19 protein-coding genes and 1 tRNA gene are annotated in these 23,524 nt (G+C 75.3%); 9 read left to right on the forward strand and 11 right to left on the reverse strand.

Annotation, left to right across the window (positions count from 1 at the left end):
- Positions 1-71: 71 nt before the first annotated feature.
- The 3 genes from G5V58_RS11710 to G5V58_RS11720 are packed head-to-tail and all read right to left on the reverse strand — an operon-like array spanning position 72 to position 2,574.
- On the reverse strand, positions 72-1,010 hold the full coding sequence (locus tag G5V58_RS11710) for a ribokinase (RefSeq protein ID WP_165232664.1): 939 nt from the start codon (positions 1,008-1,010) through the stop codon (positions 72-74).
- A complete protein-coding gene (locus tag G5V58_RS11715; protein WP_165232667.1) occupies positions 1,007-1,918 on the reverse strand; it encodes a nucleoside hydrolase in 912 nt (303 codons plus the stop codon). Before G5V58_RS11715 ends, G5V58_RS11710 begins: the two co-directional genes overlap by 4 nt.
- A complete protein-coding gene (locus G5V58_RS11720; protein WP_165232670.1) occupies positions 1,903-2,574 on the reverse strand; it encodes a ThuA domain-containing protein in 672 nt (223 codons plus the stop codon). Before G5V58_RS11720 ends, G5V58_RS11715 begins: the two co-directional genes overlap by 16 nt.
- A 97-nt stretch (positions 2,575-2,671) precedes the next feature.
- Here G5V58_RS11720 and G5V58_RS11725 point away from each other — a divergent pair, with 97 nt between their 5' ends.
- Positions 2,672-4,627, forward strand: a complete 1,956-nt coding sequence (locus tag G5V58_RS11725; protein ID WP_165232673.1) for a S9 family peptidase — start codon at positions 2,672-2,674, stop codon at positions 4,625-4,627.
- On the opposite strand, the gene G5V58_RS11730 is transcribed toward G5V58_RS11725, so the two are convergent.
- Complete coding sequence (locus tag G5V58_RS11730) at positions 4,617-5,894, reverse strand: NAD(P)/FAD-dependent oxidoreductase (RefSeq protein WP_165232675.1); 1,278 nt, start codon at positions 5,892-5,894, stop codon at positions 4,617-4,619. The two genes, G5V58_RS11725 and G5V58_RS11730, sit on opposite strands and share 11 nt — an antisense overlap.
- Positions 5,895-6,324: 430 nt before the next feature.
- Here G5V58_RS11730 and G5V58_RS11735 point away from each other — a divergent pair, with 430 nt between their 5' ends.
- Together G5V58_RS11735 and G5V58_RS11740 are read left to right on the forward strand one after the other, a co-directional pair.
- On the forward strand, positions 6,325-7,311 hold the full coding sequence (locus tag G5V58_RS11735; RefSeq protein WP_165232678.1) for an aldo/keto reductase: 987 nt from the start codon (positions 6,325-6,327) through the stop codon (positions 7,309-7,311).
- Positions 7,299-8,324, forward strand: coding sequence for a zinc-dependent alcohol dehydrogenase (locus tag G5V58_RS11740; protein WP_230487283.1), 1,026 nt, complete (start codon positions 7,299-7,301; stop codon positions 8,322-8,324). The genes G5V58_RS11735 and G5V58_RS11740 overlap by 13 nt, the downstream gene beginning before the upstream one ends.
- Here the strand turns inward: G5V58_RS11740 and araB are convergent.
- The 5 genes from araB to G5V58_RS11765 are packed head-to-tail and all read right to left on the reverse strand — an operon-like array spanning position 8,302 to position 13,369.
- On the reverse strand, positions 8,302-9,987 hold the full coding sequence (gene araB, locus G5V58_RS11745; protein ID WP_196240586.1) for a ribulokinase: 1,686 nt from the start codon (positions 9,985-9,987) through the stop codon (positions 8,302-8,304). The genes G5V58_RS11740 and araB overlap by 23 nt on opposite strands.
- Before the next feature lie 5 nt (positions 9,988-9,992).
- On the reverse strand, positions 9,993-10,280 hold the full coding sequence (locus G5V58_RS11750) for a hypothetical protein (protein ID WP_165232684.1): 288 nt from the start codon (positions 10,278-10,280) through the stop codon (positions 9,993-9,995).
- Positions 10,277-10,996: a glycosyltransferase gene (locus G5V58_RS11755; protein ID WP_165232687.1), complete on the reverse strand. Its 720-nt coding sequence runs from the start codon at positions 10,994-10,996 to the stop codon at positions 10,277-10,279. Before G5V58_RS11755 ends, G5V58_RS11750 begins: the two co-directional genes overlap by 4 nt.
- Complete coding sequence (locus G5V58_RS11760) at positions 10,989-12,347, reverse strand: bifunctional PIG-L family deacetylase/class I SAM-dependent methyltransferase (protein ID WP_165232690.1); 1,359 nt, start codon at positions 12,345-12,347, stop codon at positions 10,989-10,991. Before G5V58_RS11760 ends, G5V58_RS11755 begins: the two co-directional genes overlap by 8 nt.
- The gene (locus G5V58_RS11765) at positions 12,341-13,369 is read right to left on the reverse strand and encodes an acyl-CoA dehydrogenase family protein (protein WP_230487284.1); all 1,029 of its coding nucleotides are present in this window, start codon (positions 13,367-13,369) and stop codon (positions 12,341-12,343) included. The genes G5V58_RS11760 and G5V58_RS11765 overlap by 7 nt, the downstream gene beginning before the upstream one ends.
- Before the next feature lie 116 nt (positions 13,370-13,485).
- On the opposite strand from G5V58_RS11765, the gene G5V58_RS11770 reads away from it, so the two are divergent.
- Positions 13,486-15,081: a catalase gene (locus G5V58_RS11770; protein WP_165232693.1), complete on the forward strand. Its 1,596-nt coding sequence runs from the start codon at positions 13,486-13,488 to the stop codon at positions 15,079-15,081.
- Between the two features lie 184 nt (positions 15,082-15,265).
- Here G5V58_RS11770 and G5V58_RS11775 read toward each other — a convergent pair whose 3' ends face one another.
- Complete coding sequence (locus G5V58_RS11775; RefSeq protein ID WP_230487285.1) at positions 15,266-16,675, reverse strand: mycothione reductase; 1,410 nt, start codon at positions 16,673-16,675, stop codon at positions 15,266-15,268.
- Between the two features lie 115 nt (positions 16,676-16,790).
- Between G5V58_RS11775 and G5V58_RS11780 the strand changes: the two genes are divergently transcribed.
- From G5V58_RS11780 to G5V58_RS11800, 5 genes are all read left to right on the forward strand, one after another.
- Positions 16,791-17,489 carry a class E sortase gene (locus tag G5V58_RS11780; RefSeq protein WP_165232701.1) on the forward strand — a complete coding sequence of 233 codons (699 nt, stop codon included), beginning with the start codon at positions 16,791-16,793 and terminating at the stop codon, positions 17,487-17,489.
- Positions 17,490-17,566: 77 nt separating this feature from the next.
- Positions 17,567-19,654 carry a carboxypeptidase regulatory-like domain-containing protein gene (locus tag G5V58_RS11785; RefSeq protein WP_165232704.1) on the forward strand — a complete coding sequence of 696 codons (2,088 nt, stop codon included), beginning with the start codon at positions 17,567-17,569 and terminating at the stop codon, positions 19,652-19,654.
- Positions 19,655-19,664: 10 nt separating this feature from the next.
- Positions 19,665-20,204, forward strand: coding sequence for a hypothetical protein (locus G5V58_RS11790; protein ID WP_165232706.1), 540 nt, complete (start codon positions 19,665-19,667; stop codon positions 20,202-20,204).
- A complete protein-coding gene (locus tag G5V58_RS11795; RefSeq protein WP_165232709.1) occupies positions 20,201-21,172 on the forward strand; it encodes a hypothetical protein in 972 nt (323 codons plus the stop codon). Before G5V58_RS11790 ends, G5V58_RS11795 begins: the two co-directional genes overlap by 4 nt.
- Before the next feature lie 72 nt (positions 21,173-21,244).
- Positions 21,245-21,318 (forward strand) — tRNA-Pro (locus tag G5V58_RS11800).
- Positions 21,319-22,136: 818 nt separating this feature from the next.
- Here the strand turns inward: G5V58_RS11800 and G5V58_RS11805 are convergent.
- Positions 22,137-23,369 carry a cellulase family glycosylhydrolase gene (locus G5V58_RS11805; protein WP_165232712.1) on the reverse strand — a complete coding sequence of 411 codons (1,233 nt, stop codon included), beginning with the start codon at positions 23,367-23,369 and terminating at the stop codon, positions 22,137-22,139.
- Positions 23,370-23,524 lie beyond the last annotated feature (155 nt).

The raw sequence follows: 23,524 nt of genomic DNA on the forward strand, positions 1-23,524 counted from the left end.
GGGCCTCCTCGTCGTGCAAATCGGTTTGCCAGCGCACCGTACGGTCTGGCGGAGTGTGGGGTCAACCACACTCAGTCGCGGTGGTGCAGCGGCTGGACCCCGAGCTGGGCGGCCCGGGCGAACGACGCCTGGGCGCCGGGCCGGGCGACGGCGTACGTCCCCGCGCGCACGCCGATCCGCACCGCCTCCACGAGGTCGGTGCCGGCGCTGAGGGCGGCGGCCAGCGCGCCGGTGAACGCGTCGCCGGCGCCGGTGGTGTCGACCACCTCGGTGGCCTCGGCGGGCACGTGCTCCACGCTGCCGCCGTCGCCGCCGCTGCCGAGCACCGCGCCGTCGGCGCCGACGGTGACCACCGCCGAGCGGCAGCGACCGGCGAGCTCGGTGACCGCGGCGCGGGCGTCGACGACGCCGCGCACCTCGCGCCCGAGCAGCTGCCCGGCCTCGGTCTCGTTGACCACGAGCGGGTCGCAGAGGGCGAGCACGTCCTCGGGCAGCGGCCGGTACGGCGCGAGGTTGACCACCGCGCGCGTGCCGGCCTCCCCCGCGGCCCGGACGGCCGCCTCGAGCGCGTCCTGGGGGATCTCGGCCTGGGTGACGACGACACCGGTCGGGGCCAGGAGCTCGCGCACCGCCCGGGAGGTCGTGGCCGGCTCGAGGCGCTCGTTGGCGCCCGGCGCCACCACGATGGCGTTCTCGCCGGCCGCGTCGAGCAGGACGAAGGCCATGCCGGTGCGGGTGCTGGTGGCCACCAGCTCGGTGGTGTCCACCCACGCCTCGGCCAGGTCCTTGGCCAGCGCCCGGCCGTCGTCGTCGCGACCGACCCGGGCCACGATCGCGGTCCGCGCGCCGAGCAGGCTGGCCGCCACCGCCTGGTTGCCGCCCTTGCCGCCCGAGCCGACGCTGGCCTCGCCGCCGAGCACGGTCTCGCCGGGCGCGGGCAGGGTGTCGACCCGGCACACGTAGTCGCGGTTGACCGAGCCGACGACGACCACGTCGACCTGCCTGCTCACGGGAGCCCGGCCAGCCTCTCCACGAACAGCTGCTGGAACGTCTCCGCGTCGACCTCGGTGGCGATCCGGCAGTTCGGTGCGGGCGGGTCCTGCCACATGAGCAGGTCGGCCACCGCCACGCCGCGGGTGAAGCGGCCCTCGGTCTCCACGTCCACGTGCGCCGCGCGCCAGGTGCACAGCTCGGGGCGGGTCACCACCGCGACGGCGAGCGGGTCGTGCAGCGCGCAGCTGCCCTGCTCGATCTCCTCGTGCGGCTTCACCCGCTCCTGGAAGGCGATCCAACCGAGCGTGTGCTCGGCGGCGAGCCGGCCGAAGGCGCCGCTGTCGGCCATCCGCTCGGCGTCCGCCCGGGTCAGCCGGACCCGGCGGGTCACGTCGAGCCCGACCAGCCGCAGCGGCAGGCCGCTCTGCAGCACCGCCTGCGCGGCCTCGGGGTCACACCAGAAGTTGTACTCCCCCGGCATCGCCGCCACGTTGGTCTGCTCGAGGTAGACCCCGCCCATCACCACGACCTCGCGCACCGCGGTGGCCACCCGCGGCTCGAGCTCGAGGGCCCGCGCGATGTTGCTGAGCGGCCCGATGGTGACGAGCGTGAGCTCGCCCGGCTCGGCCAGGACCCGGCGCACGATCTCGTGCGCGGCGTCGTCGTCGGCCGGGAGGCCCTGGACGACGGGTACGTCGGTGCGCCCGAGCACCTCGAGCAGCGCGTGGGTGAGCCGGGTCGAGGTCTGCACGTCACTGTTGCCGCCGACGGTGGTGACCACCTCGACCCGCAGGTCCGGGTCGGCCAGCGCGAGGGCGAGGGCGAAGCCGTCGTCGATGTCCGAGCCCGGCGCCCCCATGGCCAGGTCGGTGTCGAGGACGATCCTCGTGGGCCCGGCCGTCGCCTCGGTCAGCGGCTGGCCCACAGCAGCCCGCGCTCGGTGAGCGTGCGCACGTCGGGGTGGTCGAGGTCCTCGAGCTTGTGGCCGAGGGTCGAGACGAAGACCCGGCCCTGGCCCCAGCGCCGCGTCCACACGGCCGGGCAGGTGACGCTCTCGTGCCAGGGCGTGCCCTCGGCGGGCTCGAAGGTCGTGGTGGCCAGCACCTCGTTGAGCTCGTCGGTGAGCACCCAGTACTGCTCGGTGTTGAGCGACCAGGTCGGGTTCAGCCCGGCCACGAGCTCGTGGTCGGCCTGCTCCGGGAGCACCTGCACGTCGTACTCCACGAAGCCGCCGGGGTGCGCGGCCCACTGGCCGCCGGTCAGGTGCAGGTAGTCCGGGGAGCCGCGGAAGGAGTCGCAGACCCCGCCGTGCCAGCCGGCCAGTCCGGTGCCGTTGGCCACCGCCGCGGACAGACCCAGGACCGCCGCGTCGCTGGCCTCGCCCTGGGTGAAGCACTGCACGACCAGGTCCGTGGCGCTCAGCTTGTCGGCGTCGGCGTAGACCTCGGGGTCGTCGTGCACCTCGACCTGGAACCCCTGCTCCTCGAGGAACGGGATGAACCGGTCGGTGGCCTCGACCGGGCTGTGGCCCTCCCAGCCGCCCCGGACGATCAGGGCCTGACGGGTGCGGGTGGTGTCCATGGTCCTCCTCGGACGCGGGCTGGGCGGGCGGTGGTGCGAAATCGATTTGCAAGCGGCATCCTGGGTCACACCTCGCCCCGGACGCAAGGAGACCCGCATGACCCCCACCGGCCTGGCCGACCCGCCCGCGGAGACGCTGGCCTGGGTGGCCGCGCACCAGCGTCGGAGCCGGGAGACCGGCCCCGGCGGGCTGGCCGACGTCTCGCAGGTCGCCCCGCACCCCGCCCGGGACGTCGTCGCCTGCACCCTGGGGCTGCGGTCCTGCGCCGACGAGGACGTGCGGCGCCAGGTCGCGCTCGTCGCCGACGGCGCACCGCCACGCCCCCTGCTGCCCGACGCCGCCTCGTCGAGCTGGCCGGTGTGGTCCCCGGACGGCACCCGGCTCTGCGTGGTGGCGGCGTACGGCGACGAGCCGGCCACCGCGGTCGTCGTCGACCCCGACGCCGGGGAGGTGGCCCGGGCCGCCGGGCTCGACGGGACGGTCGAGGCCGCGCGCTTCTCGCCGGACGGCGCGTCCCTGGCCCTCGTGGTGGCCCAGCCGGGCGCGGAGGTCTCCGACACCTGGGGCTCGGGCTCGGTGGGCGACGCGCGCACCGAGTCCTGGCAGCCCGCGGTGCTGCCGTTCACCGGCGGTCGCCGCCAGCTCGTGGTGTGGGACGTCGCGTCCGGCGCCACCACCACGCTGAGCGACCTCAACGTCTGGGAGGCCGACTGGTACGACGACGGCCTGGTCGCGCTGGTGACCGAGGGCGCGGGCGAGGGCGCCTGGTACACCGCCCGGCTGGTCACCGTCTCCCGCGACGGCGAGGTCGCCGAGCTGCACCGCGGCCCGGACCAGCTGGCCCACCCGCACACCTCGCCGTCCGGGCGCGCGTGGTCGGTGCTGAGCGGCTTCGCCAGCGACCGCGACCTGCTCGCGGGGGAGCTCGTGGTCGGCCGTCCGGGCTCGGACGGCGTCGCGGTCGACACCCTCGACGTGCACGTGACCGACCAGCGCTGGCTCGACGAGGCCCGCATCCTGTTCATCGGCCACCGCCGCCTGGACACCGTCGTCGGGACCGTCGACGTCGAGACCGGCGCGGCCTCCGAGCTGTGGTGCGGACGGGAGACGACCGGGCTCTACCAGCCCGACCTGGGTGGCCTCGACCACGAGGGCCGGCCGGTGCTGGCCCTCGAGCGCAGCGACGTGCCGCCCCGGCTCGTCCGGCTGGGCGCCTCGGGCCCGGAGGTGCTGCTGGACACCGCCGGCCCGGGCACCGCGCACGTCGTGGCCACCACCGGTCGCACCACCGAGTTGCGCTGGACCTCCCGTGACGGGCTCGAGGTCGAGGGCCTGGTCACGGTGCCGGACGCCGACGGCCCGCACCCGCTCGTGCTGCACGTGCACGGCGGCCCGGTCGGCGCCTACCAGGACGGCTGGATCGGCCGGGACGCGCACACCTCGCTGCTCGTCGCTCGCGGCTACGCCGTGTTCCGGCCCAACCCGCGCGGCAGCGCCGGCCGCGGCGCGGCGTACGCCGAGGCGGTGCGCCACGACATGGGCGGGCTCGACGTGGACGACGTGCTGACCGGCGTCGAGCGGCTGGTCGCCGACGGCGTGGCGGACCCCGACCGGCTGGCCATCACCGGGCAGAGCTACGGCGGGTTCATGGCCGCGTGGGTGCCGTGCCTGACCGACGTGTTCCGGGCGTCGGTGGCCCGCTCACCGGTGACGGACTGGCGCTCGCAACACCTGACCAGCAACATCGCGGAGTTCGACGCGATCTTCCTCGACGGCGAGCCCTTCGACCCGGACTCGCAGTACCAGACCCGCAACCCGCTCACCCACCACGCCCGCTGCCGCACGCCGACGCTGCTCACCGCCGGCGCCCGCGACCTGGCCACCCCGGCCAGCCAGGCCGAGCAGTTCCACCACGCGCTGGTCGAGCAGGGCGTGGACTCGGCGCTCGCGATCTACCCCGAGGAGGGCCACGGCGTGCAGGCGCTGCCGGCGCTGGCCGACCAGTGCGCGCGGATGGTCGCGTGGTTCGACCGCTACCTGCTCACCCCATGACGCTGGTCGGCGCGTCCGGGTCGACCGTGCGCAGCCGGGAGTACGTCGCCAGCTCGATCGGCTGACCGGTCCGCGGCGCCGTCCACACCAGCGGGTCGCGGTCGTGGTCGTGGCCGGCCTCGACCGCCTCCACGAGCGCGGCCACCAGCTGGCCGACGACCGGGGCGTTCTTGAACTGGTTGCCGCTCGTGCCCATGGCCACGTAGAAGCCCGGCCGGCCGGTGCGGTCGTAGACCGGCGTCCAGTCGCTCGCCGCGTCGTACACCCCGACCACGCCGCTCGGCCGCCCTGGCACGCTGAGCCCCGGGATCCGCCGGGCCGCGCGCAGGCTCTGCGCCTCGTAGGTCGCCGCGCTCACCCGCGGGTCCGCCTCGTCGGGGTCGGCCAACCACTCCAGCGGATCGCACTCCGGCTCCATCCCCCCGACCAGCAGCCCGCCCGCGGCCGGGCGCAGGTAGGTGCCGAGGTCGGGGTCGGCCAGCGCCAACGGGAGTCCCTCTGCGGTCGGCAGCCAGTGCACCTCCTGGCGCAGCGGCCGCGAGGTGACCGTGAACTCCGCGCCCACCCCGGCCAGCGCGTTGACCGCGCTCGACCACGGGCCGGCCGCGTTGATGACCACGTCGGCCTCGATCGCCTGCCCCTGGGCCACCACCCACCACCGCCGGCTCCCGCCCTCCTCGACGGCGCTGACCTCGTGCCGCAGGAGGTACGTCGCCCCCCGGGCGCGCGCCGCCTCGGCCAGGTCGTGCGCGGCGAGCGCCGCGTCGTCGACGTACCCCGCGTCCGGCGTCCACGTCCCGCCCAGCTCACCGTGCGCGTCGGCGAAGAACGCCTCACTGTCCACCGGCGCCGGCGGCCCGAACGCGCCGGCGTCGAGGCGCCGGGCCCCGACCTGCGCGGGCGTCCACCGCTCCCACGGCACGCCCACCGCGTCGAAGTCCCCCGTGATCGCCGCCGACTCCCCCGGCTCCGCCTCCAGGACCAGCATCCCCGTCCGCACGAACCGCGCCAGCCCCTCGGCGTCGTCCCGCCCCAGGTGCGCCGCCCAGTCGGCCCACACCTGCCGCGCCTCCCACGCCAGCGCCACCGCCGTGCGCGTCGAGTAGTGGAACCGCACGATCGCGCTCGACGCGCTCGTCGACCCGTGCCCCACCCCACCGGCCTTGTCGACGACCACGACCTCACGCCCGGCCCGCGCCAGCTCCAGCGAGATCGCCGCCCCGATCACGCCGGCCCCGACCACCACGACGTCCGCGGTCCTCGTCACGGCGGTCACCCTAGAACGACGTCCATGAGCGGCCCGGCGTGCTCGAGGTCGCACGCCACCTGCGAGTCCTCCCAGCGGACGTCGGCGGAGGCCGCCCCGACCAGCAGGGCCGGACCACCAGCGCCCAGCCGTGCTCCGGGTCGCGCTCCGCCGCCGAGTGCACGGACGTGTCCCTCAGCAGACCGCGGGTGGCGGTGGCGCCTCGCTCGACGCGATCCGGTCGCCACGACATGGCGCGTCGGTCCGCTCGAGCCGGTCCGACGACCTCGACCGCCGCCGGCACACTCGCGCCGAGCAGCCCCGGCGCATCCGGGTGCGAGGACAGCGAGTGGCGCACCGACCGGGGTGATGCCAAACGATTTGCCGCGCTCGACGCGGTGGGCGAGGATCCAGGGACGCGCCCCGTCGTACCGACGCACCTGGAGACACCGTGGAGTACACCCACCTCGGCCGGACCGGCCTCACGGTCAGCCGGTTCGCCGTCGGCACCATGAACTTCGGCTGGCAGACCGACGAGGCCGCGAGCGTCGAGATCCTGGACGACGCGCTCGAGCACGGGGTGAACTTCTTCGACACCGCCGACATCTACGCCGGCGGCGAGTCCGAGCGGATCCTCGGGCGCTGGCTCGCGCAGGACCCCGACCGCCGGGACCGGGTGGTGGTGGCCACCAAGGCCTACAACCCGACCGGCTCGTGGCCCAACAGCGGTGGGCTGTCCGCCAAGCACCTGCGCAAGGCGGCCGAGGACAGCCTGCGCCGCATGCAGACCGACCACATCGACCTGTTCCAGTTCCACCACGTCGACCGCACCGCGCCGTGGGACGAGATCTGGGAGGCGTGTGAGCGGCTGGTCCGCGACGGCAAGGTGCTGTACGTCGGGAGCAGCAACTTCGCGGGCTGGCACCTCGCCGCCGCGCAGGAGAGCGCGCGGGCGCGCCACTTCCTCGGGCTCGCCTCCGAGCAGTCGCTCTACAACCTGCTCGAGCGCACCGTCGAGCTCGAGGTGCTCCCGGCCGCGCAGCACTACGGCATCGGGCTGCTGCCCTGGAGCCCGCTGGCCGGCGGGCTGCTGGCCGGTGCGGCGGCCAAGGCCGGCGAGGGCCGCCGCGGCGACTCCTCCACGCTGCTCGAGCACGACGCGCGCACCGCGCGCATCCAGGACAACCTGACCCGGCTCCAGGACTACGAGGCCTTGGCCGCCGAGCTCGACACGACGCCGACGGTGCTGGCCCTCGCGTGGCTGCTGCACCAGCCGGCGGTGACCGCCCCGGTGCTCGGCCCCCGCACCCTCGAGCAGCTCACGTCCTCCTACCCGGCGCTCGAGCTGAGCCTGGAGGACAAGACCCTCCAGCGCCTCGACGAGCTGTTCCCCGGGCCGGGCGGACCGGCGCCCGAGGCGTACACGTGGTCGACCTGAGCCAGCGCGTCGCCCGGCTGCACGCCGTCCGCGACCTGCGCATCGAGGACGCGCCGGCACCGGGTGAGCCGCCGGATGGCTGGTCGACGGTGGCGGTCACCTCGGTGGGGATCTGCGGCTCCGACCTGCACTGGTACGCCGACGGCGGGACCGGCGAGGTCTCGATCGAGGACCCGGTCATGCCGGGCCACGAGTTCGCCGGCGTCGCCCTCGACGGGCCGCACGTCGGCCGGCGGGTCGCGGTCGACCCGGCCATCCCGTGCGGCGCGTGCGAGCAGTGCCGCGCCGGGCACGGCAACCTGTGCCCGAACATCCTGTTCGCCGGGCACCAGAGCCTGGACGGCGGGCTCCAGGAGCGGCTGCTCTGGCCCGACCACCTGCTCGTCCCGCTCCCCGACGACCTCAGCGACGACGCCGGCGCGCTCCTCGAGCCGCTGGGCGTCGCGATCCACGCCGTCAGGCACGCCCACGTCCGCTCCGGCCACGACGTCCTCGTGGTCGGCGCCGGCCCGATCGGAGTCCTGGTCGGCGCGGTCGCGCGGCGGGCCGGCGCGGCCCGGGTGTTCGTGTCCGAGCCGCTCGGCCACCGGCGCGCCACCGCGCTGGCCTTCGGGGCCGACGCGGCCTGGGCGCCGGAGGGCGCCGTCGAGGAGCTGATGAGCATCACCGGTGGGCGCGGCGCCGACGTGGTGGTCGAGATGGCCGGCTCCGACGAGGGCATCGCCACCGCCGTGGCCGGCGCCGGTCTCGGCGCCCGGATCGCCCTCGGCGGGATCCCGTCCGGGCCGACCTCGGCGTTCCCGGCCGCCGCCGCCCGCCGCAAGGGCCTCACCTTCGCGATGGTCCGGCGCATGCACGAGACCTACCCGAGGGCCGTGGAGCTGGCCACGACGGGCGTCGACCTCGACGCCCTGGTCAGCGACCACTTCCCCCTCGAGCGCTCCGCCGACGCCTTCGCCCACGCCGTCGGCCGCACCGGGGACAAGACCGTCATCCGGGTGTCGGGCTCCTGAGGGCCGCACGCCGCACGGCCGCGAGCCGGCGCATCACGTCGCTCTCGCGGCCGAAGCCGTCGTAGAGCTCGGTGTACACCGCGAACAGCGCGTCGTACGCCTGCGCCCGTGCTTCGTCCGGCACGAGGACGTCGACCCGGTCCGCGGCCATCGACCGCGCCGCGGTCGGCACGTCGGCGTAGGCGCCGGCCGCGACCGCGGCGTGGACGGCCGAGCCGAGCGCGCCGGCGTGCTCCACCCGCACCACCGACAGCGGCCGGCGCAGCACGTCGGCCAGGATCTGCAGGAGCAGCGGGTTGCCGGTCAGCCCGCCGGCCACGAACACCTCGCGCACCGGGACGCCGCCGCCCTCCAGCGCCTCCACCACCACACGGGTGCCGAACGCCGTCGCCTCGAGCAGCGCCCGGTAGACCTCCTCGGGCCGGGTGGCCAGGGTCAGGCCCACCACCAGGCCGCTCAGCTCGTGGTCCATCAGCACCGAGCGGTTGCCGCTGTGCCAGTCCAGCGCGACCAGGCCCGTCGCCCCCACCTCGAGCCCGCCGGCCAGCCGCGTCAGGTGCTCGTGCACCGACTCCCCCGCCGCCGCGGCCGCCTCGACGTACGCCGCGGGCACCCCGGTCCGGGCGAACCAGGCCAGGATGTCGCCCGACCCGCTCTGACCGGCCTCGTAGCCGAAGCGCCCCGCGACCACGCCGCCCTCGACCACCCCGCAGACGCCGGGGATCTCGCGCCGCACGTCGGCGCTGGTGATGTGGCAGGTCGACGTGCCGGTGATGAGCGCCAGCCGACCCGGCTCGACCGCCCCGACGCCCGCCGCCGTGACGTGCGCGTCCACGTTGCCCGTCGCCACCGCGATGCCCTCGGGCAGCCCGGTCCAGGCCGCCGCCTGGGCGGTGAGCCGACCGGCGCGCGTCCCCAGCTGGGCGACGGGGTGGGCCAGCTTGTCGGGCACGAAGGACGCGAAGCCCGGCGCCAGCGCCTCGAGGAACTCAGCCGACGGCGAGACCCCCTCCGGCCCGATGCCCTTGTAGCCGGCCGCCGACGCGTTGCGCACGTAGGCCCCACCCAGCTGCCACACCACCCAGTCCGACACCTCGACCCAGTGCCTCATCGTGTCGTAGAGCGGCCGGTCCTCCTCGAAGAGCTCCAGCGCCTTGGCGTACTGGCCCTCGGCCGAGATCCGCCCGCCGTACGCCGCCAGCCAGGTCTCGCCGCGCGCCTCGGCGAGCGCGGTGATCCGGTCCGCCCGGCCCTGCGCGGCGTGGTGCTTCCACAGCTTCGCGTAGGCGTGCGGCCGGTCGGCGTACTCCGGCAGCGCGCACAGCGGGGTGCCCGTCGCGTCGGTCGGCAGCACCGTGCACGACGTCGCGTCGCACCCGATCCCGACCACCGCCTCGGGCCGCACCCCGGCGACCCGCAGGGCCGCCGGCACCGCCGTCCGCAGCACCTCCAGGTAGTCCTCCGGCACCTGCAGCGCCCACCCCGGAGCCAGCCGCCGGCCCCGCCACTCGCCCTCGACCACCCCGTGCGCGTACTCGTGCACCGCCGAGCCCAGCACCGCGCCGTCCGCGACCCGGACCACCACGACCCGACCGGACAGCGTCCCGAGGTCGACCCCGACGACGCACCGCTCGTCCGACCCCGCCGATCCTGCGCGCCCCACGCCGCTCACCCTAGGTCGGGCGCCGCCCCGTCCGCGGGGAGTCCGAGCTTGCGGCGCATGGTGGCGGTGTCGTCGTCCCAGACCGCGGCATCGAGGCGCACCACGACCACGGTGTCGTCGATCCGCGCGGTGCGGATCCGGACGCCGGACCCCGCGGCCAGAGCGCGGACCCGGGCCCGCACGTCGCGCGCCACGTCGTCGTCCGGGACCCGGCGGACGGCCTGCTCGTGGTCGCGGGCCTGCTCCCACAGCGCGACCGCGAGGGGCTCGGCACCGGTGTCCGCCGCGCTCACCCCACCACGTCGGTCGTGCCGTCGAGCTCGGTCACCAGGTCGCGCAGGTAGCCGGCGTACCCACCCGGCGACCGGCCGGCCAGGCGCGCCGAGGTGACGACGTCCAGCCCGGGGGCGTACGGCGTGCCCAGGCCGAGGAGCACGTCGACGAGCTGGCGGTCCTCGTGCTCGGGCAGCCGGGGCCAGCCGCCCGCGGCACGGTAGGCGTCGAGGCGCACGCCGAGGTTGGCGCCGTGGACCGGGAGCTCGGCGGGGGTCCGGTGGCGCTGGTGCCAGCGCGCCCCGGTGGCGGCGTCGATCTCGTCGGGGTCGGGCACGGCGCGACCGAGGACCAGATCGACGCCGTCGTCGGCCAGGGCGAGCTGGTGGGTGAGCCACCGCGGCGGCACGCGGGTGTCCGCGTCCGTGCTGGCCACCCAGACCCGGTCCGCGGCGACGCGCGGCAGGCGGCTCAGGCCGGCCTCCACCCCGCGTCGGCGGGCCGCGCCGACGCAGCCCTCGTCCGCGGCGACCACCCAGGCCCCGGCGTCGACGGCCAGGGCGGCCGTGCGGTCGGCGCAGCGGTCGGCCACGACGACGAGCTCCGCCGCGACGTCGCGCACGCCGTGCAGGTGCTCGAGCGCAGCGCTCAGCGCGGCGAGGCAGCCGGGGAGCAGCGCCTCCTCGTCCCGGGCGGGCACGACGACCAGCACGGCCGCGATCGGCGCGTCACCCATCGTGGGACCCGTCGTCGGCCTGGGGCTCCGGGAGCACCTCGGGGTGCGCCAGGACGAGCAGCTCGACGTCGCGGTCGGCGTACGTCGCCACGACGGGCCGGATCCCGGCCGCCCGGACGACCCGGTGCACGGCGACCCCGTCCAGCGGCCAGCCCTGGACCTCGTGCTGCCAGTCGCAGAGCACGAGGACGCCGTCCTCGGCGAGGGACTCCCCGATGCGGGCCAGCAGCTCGTCGAGGTCGCGCGGGCTGAGGAAGTAGCCGACCTCCGAGAGCACGACCAGGTCGAACCCGCCGGCCGGCGCCTGCGGCCACGCGGCCGGCACCCGCCGCTGCTCCACGCGTACGCCGGGCAGGCCGGCGCACCGGCGCTGCGCCGCCGCCACCGCGTGGGCCGAGGCGTCGACCACGAGCAGGGCGTCGCAGCGGGCGGCCAGGTCCGCGGCCAGCGCACCGGTCGAGGAGCCCACCTCCAGCCCGTGGCGGAACCGCTCGCGGGGCAGGGCCGCCAGCAGCAGGCCACGCTTGCGCTCCTCGTAGAAGTCCACGTCGACCCCCCACGGATCGTCGGCCTCGGCGTGCAGGTCGTCGAGGGCGCTGTCCTCGGCCGGCTGCAGGACGAAGAGCTCCCGGTCGCCCTCGAAGTGCGCCCGGAACTCCGCGCTCAGCAGCACCTCGTCGCCCGGTCGGTCCGACAGCGGGTGCACCTGGCTGGCGTGCGCGTCGCCGGCCGCCGCCTTGGCCGCCACCTCGGCCGCGTCCAGGGCCAGCACGGCCAGGTCGGACCACGGCGCGTCCTCCGGCGTGGCCCAGTGCCACCACCAGACGGGGTACTCCCACAGCCGCGCCGCCGTCCGCACCGCCGCGGCGGCCGCGGCCCGGCCGGCGGCCTCGTGGTCGGGGTGCCCGTCGCGCCGCCACGGCGCGACGACCAGGCTGCGCCGGCCGTCGCCGATCAGCTCGACCAGGGTGGTCGTGAGGGCGCTCTGGTGGTCGGCCAGCCGCCCGTCCGGGAGCGCGAGCGCCACGAGGCGCGCACCGGCGTGGAGGCGCGCGAGCGCCCTCTCGACCTCCGCGCGGCGGAGCTCGGCCAGCCTGCTCGCGGTGTGGGTGGTCGAGTCCGGGTGGCTCGCCTCCCCGTCGGTGGCCACGACCACGACGCTCTCGAGCCCGCGCGCGCTCGCCCGGGCCAGCAGCCCGCCGGCGCCGAGCGACTCGTCGTCGGGGTGGGCGGCCACGACCACCACCCGGTCGACGTCCCCGAGATCGAGCGCCGGCAGCGTCGCCGCGTCCAGGCGCGCGGCCCAGGTCGACGCCGCGGTGCCCGGTCCGTCGTGCGTGAAGCTCACCACGCGACGTCGCCCTCCAGGACGAGGCGGCCCAGGGCGGCGGCGTCGCGCTCGGCGTGGTGCTGGCGGACGTAGAGGCCGAGGTCGGCCACCCGCGCCGCGTGGTCGGCGTCGGCGCTGAGCGGACCCGGCCCCAGCGCGTGCCCGACGCGCTCCAGGACGTCCTCGGCGACCCCTGCCACCACGTGCCGGACCCGCGCCGCCAGCAGCGCGCCGCCCCGCCCGGTGGCCGCGCCGGCGTCGATCGCGCGGGCGGCCTCGAGGAGAACGGTCCGCGCGACGTGCAGGGCGGCGTCCACCTCGCCGACGTGCAGCAGCCCGATCTGGTCCGGGTCCCGCTCGCGCGTGCGCCGCTCCAGCGTCCGCGCCAGGCCGACCGCCCCGCCGTACCAGATCGCCGCGACCCCGGTCCCGCCCCACCAGAACCCTGGCCGCTGGAGGTACCACCCCTCGGCCCCCACCGGTACGGCGCGCGCGTGGTCGAAGCGCACCGCGGTGGTCACGACCCGGCGCAGCCCCGTGGGGACCCAGGCCGGCTCCTCGACGTGGACATCCGGCGCGGCCAGCTCGACGCGGAACAGCCGCCGCTCGGCCGGGCCGACCCAGGCGGTGACCAGCGCGTGGCTGACCGACCCCGCCAGGGAGCACCACGGCTTGCGTCCCGTCAGCGTCCAGCCGCCGCCCGCACGGGCGCCCGCCGCCTCGAGCCGGTCCCCCGGCCCCTCCGCCGCCCACACGCCCCACGTCGCGCCGGCCGGCGGCGTCTGGCCCGCCTCGGCCAGGATCGCCAGCGCGTCGAGGTGGGGCTCGGCGATCCGCGCGACCGTCAGGCTCTCGGCCGCGACGCCCGCGAGCAGGTCGCCGCGCGCGAGCGTCTCCCCCGCGCCCGGCACCGGCACGTCCGCGCCCGCCGCGCCGACCCACGCCAGCACCCGCTCGACCGGCGCCTCGCGGAGCTCCCGCGCGTGGCGCACCCACTCCTCGGTCCGCCCGGAGGCCGGGCCGTCCGTCAGCACCGAGGGCACAGCACACCTGTCGTCGTGGAGGTCGAGCGTGCGCGGTGCACGCGGAGCCCCGAGAAGTCTCGGCTGCCCGGTACCCCGCGCGGTTCACCCCAACGGACGGGGGGTACCGGACGCCCATGTCCGACACGCTCCCCGAAGCCGCCGACGGCGAGTCCGTCGCCACCGCCCCCTCGGCCGAGGCCCGCCTCGGCTCGACCACCGACACCGGTGCCCCCGCCCCGAGCGACCGCAACAGCCTGACCATCGGCGCGGACGGCCCGATCCTGCTGCACGACGTGCACTTCCTGAACCAGATGGCCCACTTCAACCGCGAGCGGGTCCCGGAGCGCAACGTGCACGCCAAGGGCAGCGGCGCGTTCGGCCGCTTCGAGACCACGCACGACGTGTCGGCATACACCAAGGCCGCGCTGTTCCAGCCCGGCGTGACCACCGAGATGCTGGCCCGCTTCTCCACCGTGGCCGGCGAGCAGGGCTCGCCCGACACCTGGCGCGACCCGCGCGGCTTCGCGCTGAAGTTCTACACCTCCGAGGGCAACTACGACCTCGTCGGCAACAACACCCCGGTCTTCTTCATCCGCGACACCATGAAGTTCCCCCACTTCATCCGCTCGCAGAAGCGCCGCGGCGGCTCGGGGCTGCGCGACAACCACATGCAGTGGGACTTCTGGACCCTCAACCCGGAGTCGGCCCACCAGGTCACCTACCTCATGGGCGACCGCGGCATCCCGCGGTCCTACCGCACCATGAACGGCTACGGCTCCCACACCTACCTGTGGATCAACGCCGCCGGCGAGAAGCACTGGGTGAAGTACCACTTCCACAGCGACCAGGGCGTGGAGAGCCTCACCGACGACGACGCCACCCAGATCGCGGGCAAGGACGCCGACTTCCACCGCCGAGACCTCCACCAGGCGATCGAGGAGGGGAACTTCCCGTCGTGGACGCTGTCGGTCCAGCTGATGCCGTACGACGACGCGAAGACCTACCGCCTCAACCCCTTCGACCTCACCAAGGTCTGGCCGCACGCCGACTACCCGCTGGTCCCGGTCGGGACGATGACGCTGGACCGCAACCCCGAGAACTTCTTCGCCCAGATCGAGCAGGCGGCGTTCGAGCCCTCCGCCCTGGTCCCGGGCATCGGGTTCAGCCCCGACAAGATGCTGCTCGGCCGGGCCTTCGCCTACGCCGACACCCACCGGCACCGCATCGGTCCCAACTACCTGCAGCTCCCGGTCAACCGTCCGCACGTGGAGGTCAACACCTACACCCAGGACGGGCCGATGACCTACGAGCACCGCGGCGACGACCCGGTCTACGCGCCCAACAGCGCCGGTCGCGGGTACGCCGACCAGGTCGGCGAGGCCGAGGAGTCGTGGGAGGCCGACGGCGCGATGGTGCGCCAGGCCTACACGCTGCGTCCGGACGACGACGACTTCAGCCAGGCCGGCGCGCTGGTCCGTGAGGTCTGGGACGACGACCAGCGCGCGGCGTTCGTGCAGACCGTCGCGGGCCACCTGCTCGGCGGGGTGCACGGCGACGTGCTGGAGCGGGCCTTCGACTACTGGAAGCACGTCGACGCCGACTGCGGCAAGCAGATCGAGGAGCTGGTCCGCGTCGACGCCGACCTGGGCGGCCCCGGCGGCCAGGACGACGCGGCCCGGGCCGACGCCTCGGACCCGGTCACGGAGTCGGACACGCACGCCTCCTCCTGACACCGGCCCGGCGGGGCCGGGTTGAGGAGGGCTCTCAGGCGTGTGCGCGCCGCGCCGGTCGGGAACCTCCCTCAGGACGCGCCGCCTGCCGGCGCGTCGACGCCGGCCCCGTCACAGGCTTCTCGGGGGGCTGGAGCGATGGGGGTCGCTCCGGGGCCGGCGTTCGCCGGCCCTCCCGGTCCCGCTAGTCCTCGTCGAGCCGGTCGACCAGGTCGTTCAGGGCGCCCTCGACGACCTCGGTGAGGGCCGGGTGGATCCAGTACTGGCCCCGGGCCACCTCACGCGCCGGGGTGCCGGCGGCGACGGCCTGGATGAGCGGCTGCACGAGCGTCGACGCCTGGACGCCGAGGAGGTGCGCTCCGACCAGCCGTCCGGTGGCGCGGTCCGCGATCACCTTGACCAGTCCGCCCGCATCGGGGCCCTGGTCGTCCGGGCCGGCCTGGAGGGCCCAGCCGTACGCCGTGCCGGCGTACTCCGCGCGCCCGACCGCGACCTCCACGCCCTCCTCCCGCGCCTGCTCCTCGGTCAGGCCGACCGCGGCCAGGGGCGGGTGGCTGAAGACGGCGTTCGGGATCGTGCGGTGGTCGCTGCGCCGCAGGCCCTCGGGGTGCAGCAGGTTGTGCTGCACCACCCGCGCCTCGTGGTTGGCCACGTGCTTGAGCGGCGCGCCCTGGCAGACGTCGCCCAGGGCCCAGACCCCCGCCGCCGTCGTGCGCTGCTCGGCGTCCACCACGACGAGCCCGTCGTCGTCGACCTCGATCCCGGCGCGCTCCAGGTCGAGGAGGTCGCCGTTGGGCACCCGCCCGGTGGCGACCAGGATCAGGTCGGTCTCCACCGCGCTGCCGTCGGACAGCTCCATGCGGACCCCGCCCGCCTCGGTGACGACCCGCTCGGCCTCGACGCCGAGCCGCACCGTCCACTGCTCGCCCGCCGCGGTCGTGAACCGCTCGGCCAGCTCCTCGTCCTGGCCGTTGAGCAGCCGCGGGCCGGACTCGATCTGGGTGACCTCGACCCCGAACGCCGAGAAGACGTGCGCGAACTCGCACCCGACGTAGCCACCGCCGAGGATCGCCATCCGCCGCGGCAGGGCCGCCAGGTGCATCACCGTGTCGCTGGTGTGGTGCGGGCTCTGCTCGAGGCCCTCGACCGGCGGCAGCTGCGGGCGGCTCCCCGTCGCGACCACGACCTGGTCCGCGCTGATCTCCCGCTCACCGTCGGCGCCGGTCACCACCAGGCGCCGCTCGCCCACGAACCGGGCGATCCCGCGGATCCGGTCGACGTACTCGTCCTCGTCGCGGCCCTGCTCGCCCTCGTCGCGCTCGGACCCGATCCGCGCCAGCACCCGGTCCCGGACCGCCGGCCAGTCCACGCCGGCCGCGCTGGTCCGGGCCCCGAGGGCCGGCCCGCGCTGCGCGGCTCGCACCAGGTCGGCGGTGTGCACGAGCATCTTGGACGGGATGCAGCCCCGGTTGAGGCAGGTGCCCCCGAAGTCCCCCGACTCCACGATGGCCACCCGCTGGGTGGCGAACCGCTCGTCGATGACCATGTTGCCGGATCCGGCTCCCAGCACCACGACGTCGTAGTGGTCGCTCACGTCTCCCCCGTCCGTGCGCCCGCGCGTCGGTGCGACGGGCGCCTCCCCGCGGTACCCGCGACTGCCGCACGACGACCGACCGTCCCAGGCCCGAGGGTGCGGAAGGAGTGGGATGATGGCTCGTCCCGACGACGTGAGGCTCACCATCGGACGCAGTGCGAGGACCACCGGTCCGCGGCGGGTCGTGCCGCGGCTCGTCGGCGTGCTCCTGGTGCTGGCGGGACTCGCGCTCGGCGCTTTCGTGGCCTGGGAGTACTGGGGCACGACCTGGGTGGCCCAGCGCCACCAGGCCGAGGCCACCCGACAGCTCGAGGACGGCTGGGCCGACGGGCGGGCGACGGCCCGGGTCGGGGCCGGCGAGGTCACGGCGATCGTCCGCATCCCGGCGTTCGGGCCGTCGTACGCCGTGCCGCTGCTGGAGGGCGACAGCGAGGACGTGCTGGCCACCGGGTTCGGCCACGTCCCGGGGACCGCGCCACCCGGCGAGGAGGGCAACGCCGTGCTGGCCGGGCACCGGGTCACCCACGGTGAGCCCCTGCGCGACATGCCGTCCCTCGAGCCCGGGGACACGGTGGTGGTCGACACCCACGACCGTCGACTCGTCTACGAGCTGGACACCCCGGGCGACGGGCTCGAGGTGGACGCCGGCGCCTCGTGGGTGCTCGACGCCGCGCCCCGCAACCCCGACGGCGGACCCGACCCGGCGAGCGCCCCGCGACTGCTGACCCTCGTCACGTGCGCGGACCTGTTCCACAGCGACGAGCGGCTGGTCGCGTTCGCCCACCTGGTGTCCGACGGACCCCGCCCGTCCTGACCGGTGGCGCCGGGCGAACGGGGGTCTTAGGCTGACCACCGCCCGGGCCTCCCCCATCCGGGCGAAGGACGTCCCTGATGACTCGGCTCCGGCACCTCCTCGGCGCGACCGCACTGGCCGCGCTGACCACCGCACTGCTCGCCCTGCCTCCCGCGCTTCCCGCGCAGGCCTTGAGCAACCTCTGGGCCACGTGGACCCCGATCACGGGCACGGCGAACGACTACGCGCTGCGCATGCAGCAGGCCTCGCCCGGCTTCCCCGGTGCCTCCGTGGCCAGCGACTCGCGGGCCGGTGCCCAGCTGGTCTCGGGCGCCAGCACGTTCCTCGGACCAGGGACGCCTCCGGGAGCCACGTACGGCACGAGCCGCAACTCGCCGTACCTCAACCTGCGGCCCCTGGCCGACCGGCCCACGTCGCCGTCCACCACGACCTACACCTTCGACCACCCGACGCCGGACACCGGCTGGGCCTTCGTCCTGGGCGACGTCGACGCCGACCAGGTGGAGGTCCGGGCCGTCGACGCGACCGGGGCCCGCGTCTCCGCTGCCGAGGTCGACAGCTGGTTCCGGGGGCCCTTCAACTACGCCGGCGGCGCCGACCAGCCCACGTGGGACGCCGCGTCCTCGACCCTGGTCGGCAACCCGACCCGGACCGACACCGACGGCGCGAGCGGCTGGTTCGAGCCCGACGTCCGCCTCAGCGCGCTCACCTTCGTCTTCACCCAACGCGCCGGCTTCCCGGTCTACCAGACCTGGTTCGTCAGCCGCGCCCGACCGCTGGGCGGCACGGTCGACGACGTCTCGACGGTCGGCGCCTGCCCCGTGCAGAGCCTGGTCCTCACCCTGGTCTCGCCCTGGGGCGAGACGTTGGCCACGACCAGCCCCGACGCGACCGGCGCCTACTCCTTCGGGGAGTGGGCCACCCAGGCTGGCTACACGGTCCGGCTCACCGCCCCGGCCTCCTGCGCGGTGGTGGGCCCCTCGGCGGCCCCCCTCGACAACCGCGGCAGCGACGGCTCCCCCGCCTCGCGCGGTGACTTCGAGGTGCGCCAGGTCATCCCGCAGCCCATCAGCGGCACCGTCACCGACACCGGCGGCCACCCCGTCCCCGGCGTGACCGTCACGCTCACCCGGCCCGGTGGGGGCACCGTCACCCAGACCACGGGGCCGGACGGCACCTACCTCTTCGACGACAACGCCATGGGAGCCGGCTACAGCGTGGCCGTCACGGTCCCACCGGGGTACGCCGCCGGACCGGGCGGCACCACGATCACCGGGCTCACCGTCGCCAGCGTCCCGCTCGTCGACCGGGACTTCGTCCTGCAGTCGCTGCCGTCGGTCTCCGGCCAGGTGACCGGGGGCGGCGACGGCCTCGGCGGCATCACCGTCACCCTGACCCCGGCCGGCGGCGGTCCGAGCCTCACCACCGTCACCGCCGGTGACGGGACCTACTCCTTCCCCCACGTGCCGCCCGGCACCGTGACCCTCACCATCACCGCACCGCCCGGCTACGGCGGCGCCACGACCCGCACCACGCCGGTCGGGGCCGTCGACGTCACCCAACAGGACTTCGCCCTGACCAGGCCCGGGACCGTGACCGGCACGGTCACGGACGCCGGCGGACCCGTCGGTGGGGTGAGCGTGGTCGTCGACGGCCCGGGTGGGCCCCAGTCCCTCACGACCGACGCGGGCGGCGGGTACCTCGCCGACGGCCTCGCCCCGGGTGCCTACACCGTCACCGTCACCCCGCCCGCCGGCTCCACCGTGGCCGGCGCCGGTGTGCTCACCACCACCATCACCGCGGCGGGCGAGGTCAGGGGCGGACTCGACTTCGTCCTGGCTGCCCCCGCCTCGCCCAGCGCCACGCCGAGCGCCACGACGTCCGCCTCGCCGAGCGCCTCCCCGACCGCGGCGCCGACCACCAGGACACCCCATCCCCAGCCCTCCGGGACGGGGACGCCAGGCTCGGGGGGCCCCGGCGGGACCGGGAACACCGGCGACCAGGACGGCGGTGCGAGCGCCCTGCCCGACACCGGCGGCCCCTCGTGGTTCCTCGCGCCGGTGGCCGCCGGTCTCCTCCTCGCCGGCGCCGCCCTCCTGCTCCGGGAGCGACACCGCCGCTCGACCCGGCCGCGTCAGGGCGAGCCGGGCGCTGCTTCCCGTTAGGGTCGTGCGCGTGAGCACTTCCCCTCGTGTCACCGTCCCCGTGCTGCTGCTCGTCGCGCTGGTGCTCGTGCTGACGGGCGCCCGGCTGGCCACCTCGTCGGCGGCGCCCGCACCCGAGCACCACCGCGACGGCACGCTGCTCGACTTCGACCGCAAGGACGGCAGGGCGGTGCTGCCCTTCACCTCCGAGGACGTGCCCAAGGCGCCGGCGTCGTTCCGCAGGTTCGTCCGGAGCGAGCTCACCCGCACCTGGAAGCAGGAGCTGGGTGGCCTCCCGGCGTGCCGGACCTCGCCGCGGATCACCGTGGACACGCTGCGCACCGACGGCTTCGCGCTCGGCGACGTGTTCAGCAAGCCGCTGAAGAGCTGCCCGAACTCCGGTGGCGGCTACATCGCGATCTGGGCGATCCGCAAGGGCGCCTGGAAGCAGGTCATCGGCACCCAGGAGGTCGTGGACTGCTCGCGACTCGAGCGGTTCGACATCCCGGCCGAGCTCGGCATCGACCAGTGCTACGAGGGGAACGAGGTCGTCCCCTACACCCACCCGTGAGGCGCTGGGCCGGGCTCGGCGGCGTCGCGCTGGCCGCGGCGCTGGCGCTCCCCGGGAGCGCGCAGGCCCGGCCCGCGCCGGACCCGGCCAGGCCGGTGGCCGGCACCCGCTGCGCGGTCTTCCCGGCCGACAACTGGTGGCACGCCGACGTCTCCCACCTGCCCGTGCACCCGCGCTCGGCGGCCTGGCTCTCCCACATGTCGACCGACGTCGCCCTGCACCCGGACTTCGGGCCGTCGTACGGCGACGGACCCGACTACGGCATCCCCGTCACCGTGGTGGGCCCCAGGCACCCGAAGGTCCGCGTCGGCTTCGACTACGCCTCCGAGAGCGACCGGGTCCGCTACCCGCTCGGCCGCGACACCCGCATCGAGGGCGGCGCCGGCTCCGACGGCGACCGCCACGCGGTCGTCGTCGACCGGGACCGCTGCCGCCTCTACGAGCTCTACGCCGCCCAGCGGTCCGGCGGTCGCTGGCACGCCGGCTCCGGCGCGGTCTGGAGCCTGCGCCGGAACCACCTGCGCCCGGACGGCTGGACCTCCGCCGACGCCGCCGGCCTGCCGATCCTGCCCGGCCTGCTGCGCTGGAACGAGGTCAAGAAGGACCGCATCGACCACGCCCTCCGCTTCACCGTCCCCGAGACCGCCCGCGCCCACCTCTGGCCCGCCCGCCACGACGCCGGCTCCACCGACGACCCGGACTACCCGCCCATGGGCGCCCGCTTCCGCCTCGCCGCGTCGTACGACGCCACCGGCCTCTCGCCGTACGCCCAGCACGTCGTGGCGGCCATGAAGACCTACGGGCTCGTGCTCGCCGACAACGGCTCCGCGTGGTACTTCCAGGGCGAGCAGGACCCCCACTGGCCCGACCGCCTCGTCGAGGACCTCAAGACCATCCCCGCCTCGGCCTTCGTCGCCGTCGACACCGCCCCGCTCCAGGTGAGCCCGGACTCCGCCCAGGTCCGCTGATCGACGACCTCGATGCGGGACCGGCCACCCCGGTCCGGTAGCCTGCTCGTCGGTCGTCCACGCGGCGGCCATCGGGCTGTGGCGCAGTTTGGTAGCGCACTTGACTGGGGGTCAAGGGGTCGCAGGTTCAAATCCTGTCAGCCCGACCGAGTTCTTCGTAGGCACGGCGGGTGTTGTCCTCTGGAGACCGCCCCTCATGCGATCAAAATCCGAGCCTTGGTCTCCATCTGGTGTTCATCGGGCCCATCTCGGATCTGTCAGATGTGATCAGACGCCGTCTGAGAGCGTCCATGACGACCACCTGTACGGACTCGCCCGAGGTGTCGACGCCGTCGTCCTGAGGCACCGCTGAGACCTCCTGCGTGTCCACGGGTGCCGGGGTTTGGCGGCGCCGTCCTGCCCCGGTGACGGGAGGCTTGTCTTCGCCAGGCAGAGCATCCGAGGCGGTCCCAGCCGACTCCCTGGGATCCGGCGCGCCCCACGCTCCGGCTGTGGAGTCCGCGGCGGGCGGAGCAGTCGTGCCGTCCTTCACGTCGTCGGACCCACCCCGTTGGCGAGCGTCGCGGTGGCCGCCGAGTGGCACAACGTGTGCAGGCCGATCTCGCCTGGCCCCGGCCCGCCCGATCCGGCGCCTTGGCGGCCGCCTTGAGAGGGCGCAGCGCGTTCCGGGGGTCGCTGGGCTCGCCCGACTCAGTGGTGAACACGAACCCCGTGTCGAGCCACGACCCGCCGGCGACCTCTTGCTCGGCCGCGGTCCGAACCTGCACCTCCTCGAGCACCCGTACCGCCGCGTCCGAGAGCGGCACGTGACGTCGCGAACGGCGCGACTGCGGCGGCTGGATCTGAGCACGCCAGCCAGCCGCACCAGGGTTCCGTTCACACAGAGAACGCGGCTCGGGAGGTCCACGCTGCTCCAGGTGAGCGCCAACGCCTCACCACGTCGCGTGGGTGTTGCACGGCTCGCTCACACCGATGACGCCCAGCGGAGCGCGGCGGCACGGAGCACCCTGCTGAGCGGGTCGTGGGCGCCGAGGAGCACCGCGTAGCCGTCTGTGTTCGCCCGGTTGAGCTGCCAGACCAGGTAGCCGGAGGCGCCGGCCTCGAACGCCGCGTCCACCTTCGCGCCGAGCTGGCGGGCGCGCAGGGCGCGACCCGGACCGTCGTACGCCGCGATGCCGGCCTCCGCCACGATGATCGGCTTGCCGAGCTGCTTGACGAGCGCGAAGGAGCACGCGAGGGGCGCGGCGGTCGCCTGGCAGGACGCCGGCGACGGCAGCTGGCCCGGGGAGGGCGCACCAGGCATGGCCGCGCTGTCCGAGCCGCGGTTGGCCCAGTCGTGCACCTCGGCGAGGTCGAGGCCGGGGACGCCGTAGACGGCGCTGAAGTCGGCCCCGCTCGCGCCCGGAGCCCCGTTGGACTGGGTGCCGAGGGTGAGGAGGTGGTGCGGGTCCGCCGCGTGGACGACGCTCGCCATGTCGCTGGCGAAGTTGACCAGCACGCTGCGGCCGGCGGGGTCGAGCTGGTGTGTCTCGGCCTCGTTCATGAGTGACCAGGCGAAGACGACTGGCTCGTCGCGGTAGTGCGCGGTGATCCGGCTCGCGTACTCCCGGAACGACAATCTCTCGGGTGCGAGCGGTGATCGGTAGCCGTCGCTGAACCACGTGCCGCCCTGGACTGCGGACAGCGGCGCGGTCCCGGGCCGGGAGCAGTTGCCCCACTGGTTCTCGAGGACCGGCAGCACCTTGAGGCCCTGCTCCCGGGCGGCTGAGATGACGCGGTCGACCCCGGAGTAGTCGGTGCCGGCGCGCGTGTAGGACTGGAAGGCCCAGAACCGCACCACGGTGCCGCCGGCGGCCCGGACCTGCAGCATCGCCGCGGCCAGCTGCGCGTCGTCGAGCCGCTGGGCCGGCGCGCAGGAGTACAGGTCGGACGCTGCGGCGTCGTACAGGTTGAAGCCGACGAATCGGAACGGCGCCCCGTCGAGGGTCAGGCTCGCGCCGGACCGGGCGACGAACCCGTCTGGAGCGGCGGCTGTGGCGTCCTGGGCGAAGGCGGCCTCGGGCCCCGGCGCCGCCTCCGTGGTGAGGCCGAGCAACGACGGCGCCAGCGTGGCCGCGGCGAAAGCCGCTGCCGCCACCACCTTCAGGGCGCGCCACTTGCTGGGTGGTGCGGAGTCGCCGCGAAGGCGCGTGCCCATGGTGCTCCAGACGTTCCGGTCCCCGTCGGGAACGTCCCGTCCGGTAACCCGTTGCGTGGACATCACAGTGCGGGGCTCGCTTTTCATCCTCCAGGGTGGCTCAGCCGGGGTCTCCACCGGTTACCTGTGTGCTCACACGACACGGGGAGTACGCA

It is taken from the genome of Nocardioides anomalus (assembly GCF_011046535.1).
Classification (GTDB): Bacteria; Actinomycetota; Actinomycetes; order Propionibacteriales; family Nocardioidaceae; genus Nocardioides; species Nocardioides anomalus.